Origin of the sequence: Frankia sp. AgB1.9, assembly GCF_016786355.1 — a bacterium.
Taxonomy (GTDB): Bacteria; Actinomycetota; Actinomycetes; order Frankiales; family Frankiaceae; genus Pseudofrankia.
Genome location: NZ_JADWYX010000052.1, coordinates 16,586 through 35,614, shown reverse-complemented (window position 1 = coordinate 35,614; position 19,029 = coordinate 16,586). Strand labels below are relative to the sequence as shown.

Here is a 19,029-nt window from a genome sequence, read left to right as displayed (position 1 = left end):
TGTCCGGCCAACTCTTCGGACGCTATCGAGCAGGAAAAGATGAAGGCGCAGGTCAGCGGGTTGTATGGCGGACGCTCTGCCTAACAACTCCAAGCCTGATCCGAATTGTTAGGTGGTCTGTTCCGGCATGAGTGGGGAGAAGTACAGACAAACAGGGTGGGCCTCGTCGCCGACGGGTGGCTGTTCACGTCGCATGATTTGCCCAGACGCCACGTTGTCGCCGGCTGGCTACCGGCGGACCTCGACGTGACGGCATCTGCAAGACCCGTCCGGACCGATCCGTCGTCGAAAGGCTGTGTCGTGAGCACAGGCACCATCCGCGGACCGCGCGTGCGGCGCGTGGTCTCCCGTGAGCAGGTCCTCTGGTGGACTGTCCTGCTTCACCTGCTCGTGCTGCTCGTGTTCGTCCTGCTCGTCATGGTGCTGCGGCCTTACGGCTACGACCCGGTCACGGCGCTCGGGCTGATCGCGGCGACGGCCGCGGGCGCCGTGCGCCAAATCCTGAGCGGCGTTGAGCAGGCGGCCTGACCCGGTGACAAGGGACGTTGCCCCGCGTCGTCCTGGCCGTCCCGAACGGCCGATCGACCCCGAGGGCGGTCCGGCTGCCGCGTTCGCGAAGCGTCTGCGAGCGCAGCGGCCACCGGGCCTGACCTTCGACCGAATGGCACGCATGACGCATTACTCGAAGCCGACACTGGCCGCCGCCGCGGCCGGACGGGAGGTTCCGACCTGGTCTGTGGCCTGGGCCTACCTGTTGGCGTGCGGTGTGACCGACGAGGAGCAGGAAGCCTGGCGCGACGAGCACCAGACCGCCGCCCGCGGACACAAGGCCTGGGTACGACGTGCTCCTGGCGGCCAGCCGGGTCAGGCGCAGGTGGTAGTGCCACGGCCGGAGGACGTGCGGACGCCCGAAGATCTTGCCGGCGCGCTCGATGCGCTTCGGCGTAGCAGGGGCCTGTCGTTTCGTGACATGGAGCGGCGGGCACGGTCGTGGACCCCACCGCGCACGCTGCCGATCCAGACGGCCCACGACGCGATCAGTGGCGGCAGGCCGTCCGAGCACACCCTGGAGGCCATCCTCGAGGTCTGCGACGTGCCCGAGGCCGCACGGCGAGCGTGGTTCGCCGCGTGGCGACGCACTGTCATCCAGACGGGCCACGACCGCGCGGTCGTCCGGGTAATGCGCATGCTCGCGCCGTCACCCCAGTCCGCGGAACTCGACGAAGCCCTCAAGGCCGTTAACAGTCTCGCGGTGCTGACTGACGCCGAGCCCGCGAACACGAACACCCCCCACACCCGCGAGCTCTACGTCGAGGCGGCGAAGCTGCTCAACTACCCGGACAATCCCGCGATCCGACTCAACGGAATCCGTTCGCTGGAGCGCATCGCGGTCGACTCCCCTAACGACCAGCACACCGTTGTCGAGATGCTCTCGGCGTTCGTACGCTCCCGTAGCACCGACCCGGCGCTGCGCCCGCCGGCGCCCACCGATGGAACGGACCCGCCACCGGTGCGGGAGGCCACCGACGTCCGTACTGCCGTGCAAGTCCTCGGACGCCTTCCCCGGCTGCCCGGCGTCCCGCGGGCGGACCTAACCGGCGCCGACCTCACCGGTGCTTCCAGCCTCGCCCACCTCGACCTCACCAACGCCGACCTGCGCGCAGTCCCACTCGGTCGAGCCGACCTCACCGACGCCCGGCTCGACGGTGCGACCCTCACCGGGGCCCGCCTGGACGAGGCAACCCTCGATGGGGCCTGGCTAGACGGAGCGACCCTCATCGCCGCCCGACTACGCCGAGCGAACTTGATCTACGCCCGGCTTAGCTGGGCGAACCTCACCGGCGCCCGGCTACGCGAGGCCGACCTCACCGGCGCCCGACTACGCGGAGCGACCCTCACCGGTGCCCGACTCGACAAGGCAAATCTCACCGGCGCCTGGATGGACGGGGCGACTCTCACCGGCGCCTGGATGGACGGAGCGACTCTCGACAGCACCTGGCTCGCCGGCGCGAACCTCACCGACACGAGGCTTGCCGGCGCGAACCTCACCGACACGAGGCTCGCTGGAGCGAACCTCACCGACGCACGCCTCCAGGGCGCGAACCTCACCAACGCATTCCTCGTCAACGCCCGGCTCGACGGAGCGAACCTCACCGACGCCAAGCTGACCGGAGCCGACCTCACCGGCGCCACCGGCCTTACCCAGGGACAACTCGACGTGGCGAACGGAGACGCGACCACCCGGCTACCCGCCGGGATCGCGCGGCCCGCCCCGTGGTCGACGATCCCACCGGGTCCCTGACCGGCCGGCCACGGCAAATCGTGAGGCCCATCGTTTCAGAAAGATCGCATGGGGTCCGGAAGGCACTCTGCGCATACCCCGCGAGCGCAGACGCCAGAGGGCCAACGCGGCAATCGAGACGAGTGTTGACGAATTGACCGACGCCTGCGTCGCCGCACGCGGAGAGCGGGAGAGTCCCTCGGGCCTGGCCTGCCTTGCCTCGCGAGGCGTCTTCGGTGCGGTCTCACGTGACGTTTTCCATCCTTGGAGTGAAGCGGCTGGCGCTCGTTTGCTGGTCAGGTACGTTGCTGCGCATGCCCGACCTCGACCCCGCCTCGCCCGCCGATGCGTACGCGGCCCTGTTGGAGGGCAACGCGCGTTTCGTGCATGGGGACCGGCTGCACCCCAATCAGGATGCCGATCGTCGATCCGCGGTGGCCCCGCGGCAGCACCCGTTCGCGGTGCTGTTCGGATGCTCCGACTCCCGCCTCGCCGCCGAGATCATCTTCGACCGGGGGCTGGGAGACCTGTTCGTGGTTCGGACCGCGGGTCACGTCGCGGGACCTGAAGTGCTGGGCAGCATCGAGTACGGCGTCGGTGTGCTGAAAGCGCCCCTCGTCGTCGTCCTGGGCCACGACTCCTGTGGCGCCGTCACCGCGGCTTCCGAGGCCGACCGTGACGGGGTCGCGCCAGCCGGCTATATCGGGGACGTGGTGGAACGGGTCATGCCGAGCATCCTCGAGGCCCGCGCGGCCGGCGCGACGGGCATCGACGAGTTCGTGCGGACCCATATTCAGCGGACGGTCGAAGGCCTGCTGGGACGGTCGGTGTTGTTGGCGAGCGAGGTCGCGGCGGGGCGGTGCGCGGTCGTCGGACTGTCCTACCGCCTCGCGGACGGAACCGTCGGCGTCGTGGCCAGCCACGGCCCACTACCCAGCGAAGTAGGCCGATGACCGCGTCCGCGGGTACACCGGCGGGGAACATGCGTCGCGGCAAGCGGGCCGGGCTGTCCCGGTAGGCCGATCACCCCGGGTCCGGTCGCGCCATGCAGTGCACCGGAAAACCGCACGGCGCCGGTATTCCGCTCGTCGCAAACCTGCCGGGGCCCCGGGTCAGTATTTTTTCTTGATGACGAAGTAGGAGCCGCGGATGGTTCCGGCCAGCTTCGACTTCTGCCGGGCGAACTTGAACGAGGCGAGTTCCTCGGGGATTTCCATCCCGTCGGAGAGCTTGAAACCGACCGCCCGTTTCCCGAGGTCGTCGAGGGCGTACATCACGTTGATCGACAGACCGTTCTCGTAGAAGACGTACGCGATCTTCAGGTCTTCGACCTGGAATGCGGTCGCCTCGAGCGGAGGGGAGGCGATGACGATGCCGCGTTCTTCCTCAAGGATCCGACTCACCCAGTCGATGGTCGACCCGGCGTCGCTCGCGGGCTCGACCGTGAAGACGTGGTCGTACTTGTTCTTGAAGTACCGGGCCTCGTTCGCGCGCAGACCAGCGAGCGCCGCCGCGGCCGGCGACGACTCCAGCCCCACGGTCGATACGGTGCCGAAGTCCACGGCGTAGGGCATGGCGAACTCCTCCGCGTGTGTGTCCGGTCCTACCTGGGACGATGCGCCGAACTCAGCGTAGGCGCTGGCCGTCAAGGTAACCGACCCGGGAGGTCAGACGCTCCGGACCCGACCGGCGGCGGGCCGAAGGTTTGGCGACCGGGCTGTGATCCGCCCACGGGGAGCCGCCGGCGGCCGGGTTCTCCTGAGGAGCGGCGTCGGTGCGCGGAGTGATTCAAGAAGCCGCCCCGGTGCCAGCGACGGGGCTGGGAACGCGGTCGAGGACGACGCCGAACCGGTCCCGGGACTGGCCAGCGGAAGACTGGCCGGCGGAAGACTGGCCAGGTCGCCGGGCTCAACGGTCGCTCGTAGAGGACGGGTGGGGCCCAGTCCTCCACCCACAACGCCTCCCTACGCAAGCAGAGGGGGCAGGTTGGCGGGCGGGTGAGGTTGACCGGCTGGTGGCCGATGACACCCCAGCATGCGCTACCGAAAACGGCCATCGTGGCTGCTAGCCTGCAAAAAAGGGGAATTCGGGCGGTGGGGAGCGGGCTGTGGTGGCGGACAGCGAGCCGGAGGAGTTCTCCTCGTTGCAGGAGTCGCTGGTCGACGGCCCCCGGGCGACCGTCGACCTGAGAACCGACGTCGCGCACTCCGCGCGCATCTACGACTACTTCCTCGGCGGGAAGGACAACTTCCCCGCGGACCGTCAGGCGGCGGCGCAGATCCAGGCGGCGTTCCCGCACACCCCGGCCGCGGCCGTCCAGAACCGGGCCTTTCTCGTGCGCACGGTCAGGTATCTGGCGCAGGCCGGCATCCGCCAGTTTCTCGACATCGGCACCGGCATTCCCACCAGGCCGAACCTGCACGAGGTCGTCCAGGCGGTCGCGCCGCAGTCCCGAGTCGTCTACGCCGACAACGACCCGATCGTGCTCGCCCACGCCCGCGCTCTGCTTACCAGCGATGCGCGGGGCCGGACCGCCTACCTGGACGCCGACCTGCGCGACCCCGGCCGCATCCTGGCCGCCCCGGAACTCCTGGACACCATCGACCTGACCCAGCCCGTCGCGCTGTCGGTCATCGCCGTCCTGCATTTCGTCCCCGTCGAGAACGACCAGTACGGCATCATCCGCACCCTGGTCGACGCGCTCCCGTCCGGCAGCTACCTGACGATGTCGTACCTGACCGCCGACCACAATCCCGACCAGGTCGCCAAACTCGTCAGCGCCTACCGGGCCCAGGGCATCGACGTCACCGCCCGTACGCAGGCCGAGGTCGCCCAGTTCTTCCAGGGCCTCGACCTCATTACGCCGGGGATCGTCCCCCTGCATCTGTGGCGCCCCGACGACCCGGCCTCCGCTGGTGATCCCGCCACCGAGGCCGGCGGCAACATCGTCTGGTCCGCCGTGGGCCAGAAGCCCTAGATCCCCCGAAGGGGGGTTCGCCCGGACCGAGTCCGGGCTCGGCGAGCTGCCTCGCGGCGGGCTATACGGTCTACACATGTCCGACTCCGTCGCCCGCCGAACGATCAGCCCCGACGGCATGGCCCCTCCGGCGGCCCGTTTTGCCCACGCGGTCCTGGTCGAGAACGCCAGCCGGTGGCTGCACACCTCCGGAGTGGTGCCGGTGGCACCGGACGGTTCGGTACCGGACGGAGTGTCGGCTCAGGCCAGCCAGGTGTGGACCAACATCGCCGCGATTCTGGCCGCCGCCGACATGACGGCCGGAGACATCGTCAGCATCACCACCTACCTGGTCGCGTCCGAGCAGACGCCCGGTCTGGCGCAGGCCATGGCGGCACGCGACGAGTTCCTCGGCGGCCGCCTGGTGGCCAGCACGCTGGTGACCGTCCCGGCCCTGGCCCAGCCGTCCTGGCTGCTCGAGATCGCGGTCGTCGCCGCGTCGTAAGCGGTCACGGGCGGCAGCACAAGAATGCCCGTCGTCTCCACCTCGGAGACTCCCACGTCGTATCAGGCCGTGCTCGGTCACGGCCCAATCGTCACGCGCCGCAACCATCGTTACGGCGAAGTTTCGGCTGTTCACGAAACACGGACGGGCCGGGCCATCTAGCGTGTCAGCCAATAGTGCGTGAGCGCTGCAGAGGGGATGGCCCATGACCATCAGAGGCAGGATCACAGTCTTCACGGCGGGCCTGTTATCCATTCTGGCCATGCTCGCCGCGACGTCGACAGCGGCGAACGCGGCCGCCGCGCCGGATCTCGCGGCGAGGACCCTGTCGGCGCAGGCCAGCGCCACATCCGCGCCGCTTTGCTCACCGACCCGGCCCACGACGCCGGCGCCGGGGGTCGGAACCGCGCAGTTCTCCTTCAACCGCGAATTCCTGCTGGCACTTGCCCAGGCCGGCGTCATCACCTACGCCACCGCGCCGGGCCAGACCAGCGTGTGCCTGAACCCGATCTCGGCGAGACTTACCTTCCCGCTTGAACCCGCGCAACGCGGCGCCGGCACGATAACCGCGCAGATCGACGGTCAGCTTGTCTTCCGCCGAGTTGGCACCGGAGCGACGGTGGCGCTCAGCCTGCGCACCTTCGGCCACCCGGCCGTCGGCAACTACGTGCTCATTAACGCGGACGTGCCGCTCGCCGAGCAGGTCCTGTTCTCCGTCGGGCTGCCGGACGCCACCGGCGCCTACCCCATTGGTTTTGCCCGCCCCGAGGTCATCAGCCAGCCGCTCGGCGTCGCCTTCACCTTCCAGGGACAGGCCGGCACGCTCACCACCGCCTATCCGGCACCCTGAACAGCGACACCCTGAACAGAGAAGTAGGTCACGTGGCGCCGGCCGCGCCCCGTCGCCAACCAGGTCTCGCGATGGGCCGTACGCGACGCGCGGCGCGGCCGTGACGTTGCGGTCCTGTCGGGAAAGCGATCGAACCGCCGCCGCCGACACTCGTGCGCCTACGATTTCGGCACCTCAATGCCGATAACGGAGTGATCCGTGTGTCGGAGGCCGTTTCTCGCCGGGCGGAGTCAGATGCTTGTTGACCGGGATCTCGTCGCGGGCGCGCTGCCGGCAATCGAGATCGGCGACGAGCTCGGCGCGGGTGCGTTCGGGCTGGTTCTCGCCGGCCGGCACCGCGGGCTTCGGCGTGACGTGGCGATCAAGGTGCTGTCGGCTGAGCGCGACCTCGACGGAGAGTTCGCGGCCGAGGCCCAGCTGCTCGCGCGCCTGGACCATCCGCACGTCGTCCGGGTGTTCGACTACGCCGAGACCGGCCGGCTGCGCCTGATCGTGATGGAGCTGCTCGCCGGCGGCACGCTCACCAGCCGGCTGGCCGAAATCTCGCCGCGGGCTTCCTGCGCGGTGGGCCTGGGCGTCGCGTCCGGGCTGGCGCATGCGCACCGGCAGGGTGTGGTGCACCGCGACATCAAGCCGGACAACGTCATGTTCGACGCCGCGGACAACATCAAGGTCACCGACTTCGGGATCGCGAAGATGTTCCAGGGCACGGCGACGACGGCCGGCGGGCAGGTCGGCACGCCGATGTACATGGCGCCCGAGCAGGTGCTCGGCGGCAGAGTCGGACCGGCCAGCGACATCTACTCGCTCGGTGTCCTGATGTACCGGCTGCTCGCCGGCCGGCCTCCGTTCGACGCCTCCTCGTCCCCGCACGCCATCTGGTACCAGCAGGTGGCCGTGCTGCCGGCGCCGCCGGAGGGCGTGCCCGCGGTCCTCGCCGAGGTCGTGCTGCGGGCCATGGCGAAGGAGCCGGCCGACCGCCACCCGTCCGCCACCGCGTTCGCGCGGGACCTCGCCGCGGCGGCCGCGACAGCGTTCGGACCCGGCTGGCTCACCCAGGCCGGCCTGCCGCTGCGCCTGGACGACGACGTTCGCGACGCCGCGGTCGGCCTGGCGGCTGCCAGCGCCGCGGCGCCCGCCGCCTACCACGGCGGCGCGGACCTGGGATCGGCCGACGATGCCGCGACGAACCTGCTCAGCCCGGTCGCTGTCCCCGTCGCCGGCCCGTTCCGGCCCTTGGACCTGCCCGCGGGCGCCAGCAGTCCCGCACCTCGCGACTTGGCTGAGTCCGGGCGCTTTGCCAGCGCGTCCAGAGATCCCGATCCGCACGCATCGGTGGCGTCCTCCGGACCGGCCGATGGTCGAAATTCCGGTCGATCCGGCGAGCCGAGCCGGCCCGCGAGCCAGGCCGGGGATGAGGCCCGGCGCGCCCGTTCCCGCCGTCCGCTGTGGTGGACGCTGGGCGGACTGGTCGCGATCGCGGCTCTGGTCGCGGCGATCGTGACCGTCCCGAGTCTGCTGCGCGCGGACGCGACCACGACCGTCCCGGTGCTCGCCGGCCTGGACAAGGCCGACGCCGAGTCCGCGCTGCGCCGCGCGGGCTTCACCTGGGCGTATGGCACCGCGGTGGTCAGCGCCGAGATTCAGCGGGACCATGTCGTCTCCCAGAGCCCCGGCAGTAACACGCGGCTCGCGAGCGGCGGACGGGTCACCCTCGTTCTCTCGCTCGGGGCAGCGGTCACCGTGCCCGATCTGACGGGCCTGACGACAGCGCAGGCCACGGCCGCGCTCAGGCGGGGCGGTCTGGGCGTCTCGGGCACCCGGGCGGAGCCGAGTGACACCGCGGCCGGCACCGTCACCGGCACCGATCCACGGGCCGGGACCAAGGTCGACCCGGGGGCACGACTCCTTCTCCTCCTCAGCGCCGGCCAGCCGGCTGCCCTGACACGGATCCCACCCGATCTCCTCGGCGCGCCGGTGGCCCAGGCCAGGACCCGTCTCGCCGACCTTGGCTTCGTCGATGTCAGGGTCCAGCGGGCACCGCGAGCCGACGCCACACCGGACACCGTCACCGCCGTCGACCCAGCCCCCGGTAGTTCGGTGCGCCCGGATACCGCGATCACGCTTACGGTGGCCACGGCTCCGGCCGTCGTCGTGCCGAACGTCGTCGTGCCCAACGTCGTCGGACGCGACCAGCAGGGCGCGGACCTCGCCATGGCAGAGGCCGGCTTCACGACCTCGGTCCTCGCCGCCACCGGCAGCGCCGGCCAGAAGCCGGGCACAGTCGTCCGGACCGACCCACCGGCCGGCCACACGGCCCCGAGGGACAGCGTGGTGACCCTGTACGTGGTCGACCCCGTGATCAGCGTCCCGGACGAGATCGGCAAGCAGCTCGCCGACGCGGAGGCGGATCTGACCAAGCACGGGCTGAAGTACACCGTCAAGGGCTCGCCCGGAGCCTGGGCACCGCTCGGGAGTGTCGTCGAGCAGAGCCCGAACCCCGACACCGGAGCCCACCAGGGCGACACGATCGAACTGATCGTGGCGACCGGCCCCACCGCCCCGCCAACCTGACACCACCGACCTGACACCGTGCGCTGAGCACAGGTCACGGTTGTCGGACTGGCCGGCGGCCATACTGAGGCGTGTCATTCACCCAGCGGCTCGATCGCCTGCAACGTCGTTTTCCGGGCGTGGGCTTCCCGATCGCCGTGGCTTACAAATACGCGGACGACTTCGGCGGGTACCTGGCGGCCCTGATGGCCTACTACGCCTTCGTCTCGCTGTTTCCTTTGCTGCTTCTGCTGACGACCGTGCTGGGCATCGTGCTGTCCGGGAACGCCTCCCTCGAGCACCGCATCGAGACGTCGGCGCTGCGTCAGATCCCGGTCGTGGGGGATCAGCTCGGCCATCCACACAGCATCGGCGGGGGAACGCTCGGGCTGGTCATCGGAATCCTCGGGTCGCTGTACGGCGCGTTGGGGGTCGCGCAGGCCGCCCAGCATGCGATGAACACCGCCTGGGCCGTTCCGCGGAACAACCGGCCCAACCCGCTCAAAGGACGGGGCCGCAGCCTGGCTCTCCTCGCCACGGCCGGGTTGGCACTGCTGGGAACCACCGTGCTGTCCACGCTGAGTGGCAGCAACGCGGGCGCGTTGGGCACGGTCATGAAGGGCGTGCTGTTGATCGGTTCAGTGCTGCTGAACGCGATCATCTTCGTCTTCGTCTTCAAGGTGGCGACGGCGCGGCGGCTGACTGTCCGCGAGGTCGCGCCTGGAGCGGTCATCGGGGCTGTCGCGTGGCAGCTGCTGCAGACCTTCGGCGTCGCCTACGTGGACCACGTCGTCAAGAACGCCAGCGCCACCAACAGCGTCTTCGCCCTGGTGCTCGGCCTGCTGGCCTTCCTCTACCTCACGGCCACCGTGGTCGTCGTCTGCGTGGAAATCAACGTCGTGAAGGTTGACCGTCTCCATCCGCGGGCGTTGTTGACGCCGTTCACCGACAATGTGGAACTCACCCGCGGCGACGAACGGTCTTACACCGGGCAGGCCGAAGCCCAGCGCAGCAAGGGTTTCGAGACCATCGAGGTCTCCTACGACCCGGCGCACATCGAGGACGATCCGCAGCGGTAGGTATCGACGGCCGCGAGCTGTCAGAGATCAGGCCGTGCGGGCTGCCCGGAGGCCTTCCCGGCCGGCGACGCGCCACGACCAGGCGACAGTGATCAGCGTGGCCACGACGGGCAGGGCGGTGCCGGTGATCCCGCGGACGGCGACGAAGACGTCGGTCGTCTGGGAGGTCAGCAGCCAGTATGTGAAAGCGGAGTTCCCGAGGTTGACCGCCGCCCACAGGAGGGTGAGCCCGAGAAACAGTTTCCGCACTCCGGGCAGGGCCGTCACGCCGGGAGGCAGCGGGCAGAAGTCGCGGGCCAGCCGGTGAACCAGCGGCCGCGGCGAAAGGGCGGACAGCAGGAACATCATTCCCACCACTCCCGCGACGATGACGGGCTGAAGAAAGTAGATGAAGGCGCTGCCGCTTATGATCGCCACCACGGTGCGCACGGTCAGCCCGACCGAGGACAACACGAGCAGTGCCGGGATGCGCTGCTTGGCGGCCACCCGCCGGCTCACCGCGGCGAATTCCCACGCCAGCGCCGCCAACGCCGCGAAGGTGAAGCTGGAAAAGTGCAGAACGATAAGAAAAAGACCCGCGGGGATGATCGTCGCCTCGATGAGATGAGGCAGCCCGTGTCTCGCGATCATCGTGGGTTTGGGGAGCCTGACGTCCACCCGCGGGTCCATTTCGCCGGATCCAGCCTCAAGGGCGGACGGGGCGTCGAAGGCCGACGTGGCTCCCGTCAGAAAAATCATGTCTCCAACGGTCGAAGCCGGCCGGCGGGCGCGCTACCGCCGCAACCATACGCCCGCCCGTCCTCGGCTCGGTCGGCGGCGCCCGCCAACCGAGGACTCGACCGTGTCAGGCCGAATCGAGCAGGACTCCCGGTTTGAACAGGCCCTCAAAATTGAGCAGGCCCTCAAAGGCGAGTCCGCGGCTGTCGGCCGGGCGGTGCTGAGCAGGATCGCGTCCGGCAGGGGCCGAGCTCAACCCAGCAGCCTTACCCGGACGGTCTCCGGCATCGCGGCCAGCGAGTCGAGGACGGCCGCCGGATAGTCGACGCCGATGTCGGTCAGCACGTACCCGTAGTCGCCGCGGGTGTCGAGGAGCTGGCCATCGATGTTGACCTTGTGCTCCGCGAGCAGGCTGTTGATCTTCGCGAGCACGCCGGGCACGTTGCGGTGCAGGTGCGCGATCCGACGCCCGCCCGGTCGCGGCGGGAGCGAGAGGTACGGCAGGTTGACGCTCATGGCCGTCCCGCCGTCGAACTGGTAGTCCCGCAGCTTGCCCGCGACGTAGCGGCCGATGTCCTGCTGGGCCTCCTCGGTCGAGCCCGCGATGTGCGGCGTGAGGATCACGTTCGGCAGGTCGCGCAGCTCGGAGCGGAACTCGTCGCCGCGCCCGGCCGGCTCGTGCGGGAAGACGTCGACGGCCGCGCCCGCCAGCGCCCCGCTCTCGATCTGCGCCCGCAGCGCGGCATGGTCCACCACGAAGCCGCGCGAGAGGTTGAGGAACAGGCTGCCGGGCCGCATGCGGGCGAACTGCTCGGCGCCGAACATCCCGCTGTTGCCGGCCCGTCCATCCACGTGCAGGGTCACGACGTCCGCGACCGCGAGCAGCTCGTCGAGGCTGCCACAGCGCCGCGCGTTCCCGAGCGCCAGCTTGTCGGCGGTGTCGTAGAAGTACACGCTCATGCCGAGCGCCTCGGCCAGCACCGACAGCTGCGCGCCGATGTTGCCGTAGCCGACGATGCCCAGCCGCCGGCCGCGGACCTCGTGGGCCGCCTCGGCAGACTTGTCCCACACGCCCGCGTGCATGCCGGTGTTCTTCGGGATCAACCGCCGCGTCAACGCGATGATCTCCGCGAGCGCGAGCTCGACCACGCTGCGGGTGTTGGAGAACGGGGCGTTGAACACGGCGACGCCGCGCTCACGGGCGGCGGCGAGATCGATCTGGTTGGTACCGATGCAGAACGCGCCGATGGCGAGCAGGTCCGGCGCCTCGTCGAACACCGCCTCGGTGACCTCGGTCTTCGACCGGATCCCCAGCAGCTGGACGCCATCCAGCGCCGCGATCAGCGCCTGCGGGTCCAAGGCCCGATCGATCGTCTCGACGTCGACCCCGGCGGTCCCGAGGATCGTCGCGGCATCCTGGTGGACGTTCTCTAGCAGCAGCGCGCGCACGGCGGGGGCCCTCATCAGCCGGTGACAGGTCCCTCGAAGTCTACGAAGCCGGCGGCCACTCCTTGCCCGGGAGGAGCGGCGTCGCACTGCGCCGGGCCGACCTCCGCTGGCCGGCGTAGCCAGTGGAGCCTCGAACGCCGGGTATGGCGCCCTGATATGGACGTAACCTGCCAGCGGTCGTAGCGGACAAGACGGAGCGGGTGGGGTGGATGGGTGAGGTCGCGGTTGTCACGGGGGCTGCGGGCGGTATCGGTGCGGCGGTCGCCCGGCGGCTGGCCGCCGGCGGGGTCCGCTGCGTCCTGGTCGACCGCAAGCCCGAGGTCGAGCAGGTGGCCGCCTCGATCGGTGGGGAAGCGGTCGTTGGTGACCTGGCCGACCCGGAACTGTCCGAGCGGATGGTCGCCGCGGCCGGCGGGCGGTTGGACCTGCTCGTCCTGAACGCGGGAATCAACTCGGTCGACAAGGATCCGGCCACGCTGGACCTTGGCCGCTATCAGGCCGTCGTGGGGGTCAACCAACATTCGGTCGTCTATGGGTTGCGTGCCGGGCTGCCGGTGATGCGCGCGGGCGGCGGCGGTTCGATCGTGGTCACCGCGTCGCATGCCGCTTTGCGCGGTATCGAGCAGGACCCGATCTACACGATGACCAAGCACGCGGTTATCGGCCTGGTCCGAGCCCTGGCAGGGCCGCTGTCCCGGGAGAGTATTCGGATTAGTGCGGTGTGCCCCGGGCTGGTCGACACCCCGTTGACCGAGCCGGCGCGCGATCGTTTCCAGGCTGCCGGTATCCCGATGCTCGGGGCCGACGACGTCGCGGCGGCGATTGTCGGGCTGCTGCGGGACGGTGCACCCGGGACCGAGCTCGTCGTGAGTCCTGGGAAGCCGCCCACCCGTTATTTCCCGGCGGCGCTGGACTAGGGCCCGCGCCTCGAGGGTCAGGCTGCCGCGAGGATGACGGCGGCCACGCGGTCGGGATGGTCGAGGGGGAGGAAGGTGCGTCCTCCGGCGACGGTCTCGAAGGTCGCGTCGGTGAAGGCGTCGGCGAGCCGCCGGCCCAGCTCGACGTCGAAATAGCGGTCGTCGTCGCCCCAGAGGACGTGGACCGGCCTGCCCAGCTTCTCCAGGCGGGTCGAGACGTCGAGCAGGTCCTCCGGGTCGATGCCGCGGGCCAGCTTGGCCAGGTCGCGGCGGATCCTCGCGTCGCCCAGCGGCCTGACCCAGGCGCCGGTCAACGCGGGGTCGAGGGGCCCGTTCGAAAGCGGCCCGAAGCCGAGCGGCCCGTGCCGCAGCCGGGTGGACCGCAGGCCGGGGACCATCGCCGCGACGATGCCCGGGTGGCGCAGGGCGCGCACGAGCAGCGTCAGGGGCGGCGGGGGAAAGGCGTCGAAGGCGTCGCAGTTGGTGAGCACGACCCGGCCGATGCGATCCGGGTCGGTGTCGAGCACGAACTGGGTGATCGCTCCGCCGGTGTCGTTCCCGACGAGGGTGACGTCCCGAAGGTCGAGCGCGGCGATCAGGTCGAGCACCAGCCGGGCGACGCCTCGCGGGGTGAGGTCGGCGTCGGCGTCCATCGGCGTCTGATGGGCACCCATCGGCAGGGTCGGGGCGTAGCTGCGCACGCCGTGCTGGGCGAGCAGGTCGGCGACGGGGGTCCACAGCTCGCCGTCCACGAGCACTCCGTGCACGAACACCACCGACGGCCGCTCCGACGCCGCCGGGCCCGCCGCTCGGCACCGGATCCGACCCTGGGGCAGTTCGATCACTTCGCTGAGCGCTGAGGCTTCCATGCGGAGAAACATACCGACAGACTGTATGTAAAACAACGGTGACGGCGGAGGAGAATCAGGCTGTGCCCTCGTTGCCCAGCCCAGAACCGACGACGCCGCCGCGGCGCCGTCAGGTGGATCGTTCAGCCACGACCCGAGCGGCCCTGGTCGCCGCCGGCCGGCGACTGTTCGCCGCGGAGGGTTTCGCCGCGGTCGCGACGGAGTCGATCGTGACGGCCGCGGGGGTGAGCAGGGGAGCGCTCTACCACCAGTTCACCGACAAGACCGCCCTGTTCGCCGCGGTGGTCGAGGCCGTCGAGGCGGACGTGGCGGCCCGCATCGCGGACGAGGTCGCCGCCGCGGGCTCGACCGACCCGATCGAGGCGATGCGGCTGGCCGCCCAGACCTGGCTGCGGATCTGCGTCGAGCCGGAGGTCCACCGGATAGTCCTGCTCGACGGTCCGTCGGTGCTGGGCTGGGCCGAATGGCGCGAGCTGTGCCAACGCCACGTCTTCGGCCTGGTGAGGGACGTGCTCGTCTGGGGGATGGAGATCGGCCGCATCCGGCGCCAACCGGTCGACCCGCTCGCCCACGTCCTCATGGGCGCCAGCGACGAGGCGGCCCTCTACATCGCCCGCGCCCCCGACACCGAGACCGCCCGAACGGAGATGATCAACGCCCTCGGCCTCGTCATCGACGGCCTCACCCGCTGAGGCGTGGCACGCGCCCTGCTCGGCCATCCGCTGCGTCGGCCTTGATCGCGGTTTTGGCCCTGAGGTGGTCGTATCGGGGACGTTTCCACGACCACCCCAGGGCCCAAACGGCGATCATGACGGGTGCGGCGGCCCGCGACGAAGGCCGAGCCTTCTAGGAGCCGGAGGCCGAGGCGGGCACCGGGTCGCCGCACCAGAAGCCGCTCGGGCTGTTGCCCGGCACCGTCGCGAAACTGTCGCCTGACGCGCTCACCTTGAGGAAGTTGAAGCAGGAGACGGGGTCGTGCGGCTTGCTCAGGTTCGTCGGGGCGAGCAGACCGCCGGCGTCGTAGCTGGTGACCTTCCGCAGGTTGGTGATGAACGACTGCCTCGTGGGGCAGGCCCCGGCCAGCTCCAGGCCCTTGATCATCTCGTCGGCCGCCGCGTAGGAGACGATCGCGAGGTCGTCGAAGGGGCTCTCGGTCTCGGGGGAGTAGGTGGTCATGGCTTCCTGGTACGCCTTGATGGCCGGCGAGTTCGACGTGTACGACTGGAAGGCCATCGTCATCGACATGCCGGCCATCGCCTTGCCCCGCTGCTTGATCTGGGCGGGGCCGTAGTCGCTGGAGCTGAGGGCGACCTTGAGGTTCACGTTGGCGGCCCGGGCCGCGGCGTAGATGTCGATGAAGGCGTCGGCCTGAACCGCGCCGACCAGGGTGTCGGCTCCCTCCTGGCGAAGCTGCGTCGCCACCTTGGCCGGGTTGGACGAGTTCTCCGAGTAGGACGTCTGCCCCACCACGGTGATCCCCTGGCTGCGCAGGCTCGGGGCCATCTGGTCGGCGAGGTTCGCCGAGGTGGGCGCGCTCGGGTCGATCACGATGAGGGCCTTGGTGCCGCCCTGAGCCTTGATGTACCGGCCGTAGGTGTCGACCGCGCCGCCCTTGTTGAACAGGGAGCCGAGGTGGAAGACGTTGCTGTAGTTGCTCCAGATGGGGCTGGTGGGCAGGCCGGTGACCGGCACCCCGGCCTGCTGGAGCCAGCTCGCGGACTGGTCGGTGAGGTTGACCGTCTGCGCGATCAGGCCGAAGACCTGGTCGGTCTGGACGAGGGTCTGCACGGCGTGCGTGAAGACGCCCGCGTCTCCCTCGTCGTCCTGCCACGTGACATCGATCTGGCGGCCGTTCACCCCGCCGGCGGCGTTCTGCTTGGCGATGCGGGCGTCCACCGCGCCGCGCGCCGGCCGGAAGGCTTCAGCGACCGGGCCACCGGTGTCCGGCAGGACGAGCCCAATCTTGATTGAATTGGGCGTTACGCCGGGTATTCCGGCCGGGCACGACGCGTTGGGCCCCGCCGAGTGCGACGATCCGGAACCGCAGGCGACCATGGTCGACGCGACGACCAGGAGGGCGGCCGAGGCGGCCGTACGGGCCCGCAGGCGGTCGCGGGCCGCGGCTCGCGGCGCCCCGCTGTGGGCCGCTTCGCGCGGCGCCGCCGGCGACCCGGCCTTGGTCGCGGGACCGTGTCTCGTCACTCCCGGGCTCCCTCGTCATCGCGTGAAGAATGAATTTCGCTGCCGGCATTTGTGATCCTCAGCAGTATCACAGCCTGGCGAGACGCTCCGGGCTGCCCCTGCGCTAAGGGCGACCCGCTGCTCACCCGGTAACCAGGGGAAATCGAAGCGTGTCGACTTGCGTGTTGCCCGGCGGATCGGCCCGGGACCTCCTACCCCCCGCCCCCAGGATTCCTGTGGCGCACGACACACCAGGCCTGATTGTTGGCCGTGTTTTGAGAACCGACTCCTGTGGTCGGGAACACAAAGCCGCGGCCGTTCGGGAGCCGTCAACGGATTCCTGTGGCCGGCGACACGCCGCCGCGGATTCGGACGGCGCCGCTGGTCCATGGCCTGGACGGCGAGGGAAGCGGCGGGCCGGTCACCCGGCCGGGCTCCTGCGGCTCAACGGACCCTGCCGCTACGGGACCCGGTGCCCTGGCTAACATGCAATCGGCTGTCGATGTTGAATTCAACCCGGCCGTCTTGCATCAAACGGGCCTTCCAGCGGCGTTCGGACGCAATTCTTGCCGACAACCGACAGCTCGCGGTGCGAGACAGACCGGCAAGCGGGGAGAACCCAAGGCCATGGGTTGAGGCGCCCTAGCACGGCGCGGTCACATCCATTGTCGACGCTTGCAATCAAAATGGATTGGGAGGCAATGATCCGTACGCGACGCATCGCGTTGGGCGCCTTGGCGACCGCGACGGTGCTGCTGGCCGCTGGCTGCGGCTCATCGATCGGCGGGGGCGGCACAGGCACGCAGAGCACAGCCAACAGAACAGTGACGATCGGCGTACTCGCCGACCTCACCGGCCCGGCGGCGTCGGGAAGCAAGACGTTCGTCGACGGTGTCAAGGCGGGGACGTACCTTGCGTCCCGCAACGGCTACACGATCAAAATTGTCGTCGCGGATACCGCGACGAACCCGACGACGGCCCTCACGGCCGCTCAGAAGCTCGTCACCCGGGACCACGTGCTGGCGGTGCTGGCCCAGTCGGCCCTTCTCCTGACGACCTCGAACTACCTGACCGCGCACAACGTGCCCGTCATCGGCGGTGCCTCCGACGGGCCGGAGTGGACCACCTCGAAGAACATGTTCGGGGTTACCGGCGCGCTCCAGCAGACGAAGGTGGCCACGACCTTCGGCAAGCTCCTCGGCCAGCTGGGCGTCACCAACCTGGCCGCGCTCGGATACGGCGCCTCGCCGGTCTCCTCGGAGTCGGCCAGCTCCTCCGCGCTGTCGGCGCAGGTGTCGGGCGTCAAGGCCGGTTACCTGAACGCCAAGTTCCCCTTCGGTAGCACCGACGTGGGCCCCGAAGTGCTGGCGATGAAGGCGGCCGGCATCGACGGGATCTACCCCGCCGTGGACCCGAGCACCGCGTTCTCCCTTATCAAGGGCCTGCGTGACCAGGGGGTGAGCCTCAAGGCCGCGTTCCTGCCGACCGGGTACGGCGGTGACCTGCTGCAGGCTGGCCCGGGCGCGCTGAACCAGGCCGAGGGTGTCTATTTCACGCTCGGCTACGAGCCCGTCGAGATGAAGACCGCCGCGACGAAGCAGCTCGCGGCCGACTTCGCGAGCGCGAAGATCACCACCGCGCCGACGTACGCGTCCTACAACGGCTATGCCTCGGTCGGCCTGCTGGTCCGGGCCCTGAAGGCCGCCGGCGCGACTCCGACTCAGGCGTCGCTGATCAGTGCCCTGTCGAACATCCATGACTGGGACGCGATGGGCCTCTTCGGCGGCCACAAGGTCGACATCAACGACCGGACGAACGTCGTGGCCGGCCCGGACAACTGCACGTGGGTCACGAAGCTCGAAGCCGGCAAGTTCACGCTCGTCAAGGGCGCGGATCCGGTCTGCGGCGAGCTGGTCGCCGGTAAGACCGTCTCGCCCGCCACCTGACGCGTCCGCGTCAGGCCGAATCGCGTAGGGGTCTCGGGGCTCGTCCCCGAGGCCCCTACGACGTTTGGCCCGCGGATTGCTGCGTCGTGGTCCCTCAACCGGGCAGTCCGGCGGCCACGGCAGCTGAGTGAACCGAGCCCGCCGGCATCCGGTGCCCGGACGGCGACCTGGGCACCGGGTGACCGCGGGACGGCCATACTGGGCAGGTGAGATTCCGGACGACGGTCGAGCTCCACGGCGCCACCGCGACGGGCATCGAGGTGCCAGCGGACGTGGTCGCGGAGCTCAACAGCGGCAAGCGGCCGAAGGTCACCGTGACGATCGGGCCGCACTCGTACCAGACCACCGTCGCCCCCATGGGCGGCCGGTACCTCGTTCCGCTGTCCGCCGAGAACCGGCGCGCCGCCAAGGTCGCCGCGGGCGACGAGGTCGAGGTGGAGCTGGTTCTGGACGTCGCCCCTCGCGTCGTCGAGGTGCCGGACGACCTGGCGGCGGCGATCGCCGAGGTGCCCCCCGCGCAGGCGACCTTCGACGCGCTCGCGTTCACCCATCGCAAGGAATGGGTCCGCTGGGTGGTCGAGGCGAAGAAGCCCGAAACCCGCCAGACCCGGATCACGAAGACCGTCGAAGCTCTCAGCGCCGGCCGCCGCACGCGCTGAGACCCTTTCCTGACCGGACAGTTCTTCGCGTGACGCTTCCCTGACGGCCTAATCGACTGGAGACTTC

17 protein-coding genes are annotated in these 19,029 nt (G+C 69.9%); 12 read left to right on the top strand and 5 right to left on the bottom strand.

Annotated features, from left to right (window positions below; translation table 11 throughout):
- The first annotated feature begins 300 nt into the window (after positions 1–300).
- The 3 genes from I6A60_RS21390 to I6A60_RS21380 all read left to right on the top strand — a co-directional run bounded on the left by I6A60_RS21390 (position 301) and on the right by I6A60_RS21380 (position 3,234).
- Entirely contained in the window at positions 301–528 is a 228-nt protein-coding gene (locus I6A60_RS21390; RefSeq protein WP_203014874.1) for a hypothetical protein, read from the top strand.
- Between the two features lie 4 nt (positions 529–532).
- Positions 533–2,302 (top strand): pentapeptide repeat-containing protein, encoded by a 1,770-nt coding sequence (locus I6A60_RS21385; RefSeq protein WP_203014872.1) that lies wholly within the window; start codon positions 533–535, stop codon positions 2,300–2,302.
- Between the two features lie 293 nt (positions 2,303–2,595).
- A complete protein-coding gene (locus I6A60_RS21380; RefSeq protein WP_203014870.1) occupies positions 2,596–3,234 on the top strand; it encodes a carbonic anhydrase in 639 nt (212 codons plus the stop codon).
- A 159-nt stretch (positions 3,235–3,393) separates the two neighbouring features.
- Here I6A60_RS21380 and I6A60_RS21375 read toward each other — a convergent pair whose 3' ends face one another.
- Positions 3,394–3,855, bottom strand: a complete 462-nt coding sequence (locus I6A60_RS21375) for a phage tail protein (protein ID WP_203014869.1) — start codon at positions 3,853–3,855, stop codon at positions 3,394–3,396.
- A 533-nt stretch (positions 3,856–4,388) separates the two neighbouring features.
- Between I6A60_RS21375 and I6A60_RS21370 the strand changes: the two genes are divergently transcribed.
- From I6A60_RS21370 to I6A60_RS21350, 5 genes are all read left to right on the top strand, one after another.
- Complete coding sequence (locus tag I6A60_RS21370; protein WP_203014868.1) at positions 4,389–5,258, top strand: SAM-dependent methyltransferase; 870 nt, start codon at positions 4,389–4,391, stop codon at positions 5,256–5,258.
- Between the two features lie 76 nt (positions 5,259–5,334).
- Positions 5,335–5,742: a RidA family protein gene (locus I6A60_RS21365; protein WP_203014866.1), complete on the top strand. Its 408-nt coding sequence runs from the start codon at positions 5,335–5,337 to the stop codon at positions 5,740–5,742.
- 262 nt (positions 5,743–6,004) lie between these two features.
- Entirely contained in the window at positions 6,005–6,592 is a 588-nt protein-coding gene (locus I6A60_RS21360) for a hypothetical protein (RefSeq protein WP_238435908.1), read from the top strand.
- Positions 6,593–6,826: 234 nt separating this feature from the next.
- On the top strand, positions 6,827–9,166 hold the full coding sequence (locus tag I6A60_RS21355) for a PASTA domain-containing protein (protein WP_203014862.1): 2,340 nt from the start codon (positions 6,827–6,829) through the stop codon (positions 9,164–9,166).
- A gap of 71 nt (positions 9,167–9,237) precedes the next feature.
- Positions 9,238–10,224, top strand: a complete 987-nt coding sequence (locus I6A60_RS21350; RefSeq protein WP_374113385.1) for a YihY/virulence factor BrkB family protein — start codon at positions 9,238–9,240, stop codon at positions 10,222–10,224.
- Positions 10,225–10,251: 27 nt separating this feature from the next.
- On the opposite strand, the gene I6A60_RS21345 is transcribed toward I6A60_RS21350, so the two are convergent.
- Entirely contained in the window at positions 10,252–10,962 is a 711-nt protein-coding gene (locus tag I6A60_RS21345; RefSeq protein ID WP_238435907.1) for a VC0807 family protein, read from the bottom strand.
- Between the two features lie 231 nt (positions 10,963–11,193).
- Positions 11,194–12,405, bottom strand: a complete 1,212-nt coding sequence (gene serA / locus I6A60_RS21340) for a phosphoglycerate dehydrogenase (RefSeq protein WP_238435906.1) — start codon at positions 12,403–12,405, stop codon at positions 11,194–11,196.
- 194 nt (positions 12,406–12,599) lie between these two features.
- Here serA and I6A60_RS21335 point away from each other — a divergent pair, with 194 nt between their 5' ends.
- Positions 12,600–13,307, top strand: coding sequence for an SDR family oxidoreductase (locus I6A60_RS21335; protein ID WP_203014859.1), 708 nt, complete (start codon positions 12,600–12,602; stop codon positions 13,305–13,307).
- A 17-nt stretch (positions 13,308–13,324) separates the two neighbouring features.
- Here the strand turns inward: I6A60_RS21335 and I6A60_RS21330 are convergent, their stop codons facing one another.
- On the bottom strand, positions 13,325–14,176 hold the full coding sequence (locus tag I6A60_RS21330) for an alpha/beta fold hydrolase (RefSeq protein WP_203014857.1): 852 nt from the start codon (positions 14,174–14,176) through the stop codon (positions 13,325–13,327).
- Between the two features lie 62 nt (positions 14,177–14,238).
- On the opposite strand from I6A60_RS21330, the gene I6A60_RS21325 reads away from it, so the two are divergent.
- The gene (locus I6A60_RS21325; protein ID WP_203014856.1) at positions 14,239–14,868 is read left to right on the top strand and encodes a TetR/AcrR family transcriptional regulator; all 630 of its coding nucleotides are present in this window, start codon (positions 14,239–14,241) and stop codon (positions 14,866–14,868) included.
- A 154-nt stretch (positions 14,869–15,022) separates the two neighbouring features.
- On the opposite strand, the gene I6A60_RS21320 is transcribed toward I6A60_RS21325, so the two are convergent.
- Positions 15,023–16,378: an ABC transporter substrate-binding protein gene (locus I6A60_RS21320; RefSeq protein WP_203014854.1), complete on the bottom strand. Its 1,356-nt coding sequence runs from the start codon at positions 16,376–16,378 to the stop codon at positions 15,023–15,025.
- Between the two features lie 680 nt (positions 16,379–17,058).
- Here I6A60_RS21320 and I6A60_RS21315 point away from each other — a divergent pair.
- Together I6A60_RS21315 and I6A60_RS43640 are read left to right on the top strand one after the other, a co-directional pair.
- On the top strand, positions 17,059–18,303 hold the full coding sequence (locus I6A60_RS21315; RefSeq protein ID WP_203014851.1) for an ABC transporter substrate-binding protein: 1,245 nt from the start codon (positions 17,059–17,061) through the stop codon (positions 18,301–18,303).
- A 206-nt stretch (positions 18,304–18,509) separates the two neighbouring features.
- A complete protein-coding gene (locus I6A60_RS43640; protein WP_203014850.1) occupies positions 18,510–18,962 on the top strand; it encodes a YdeI/OmpD-associated family protein in 453 nt (150 codons plus the stop codon).
- The last annotated feature ends 67 nt before the right edge of the window (positions 18,963–19,029 follow it).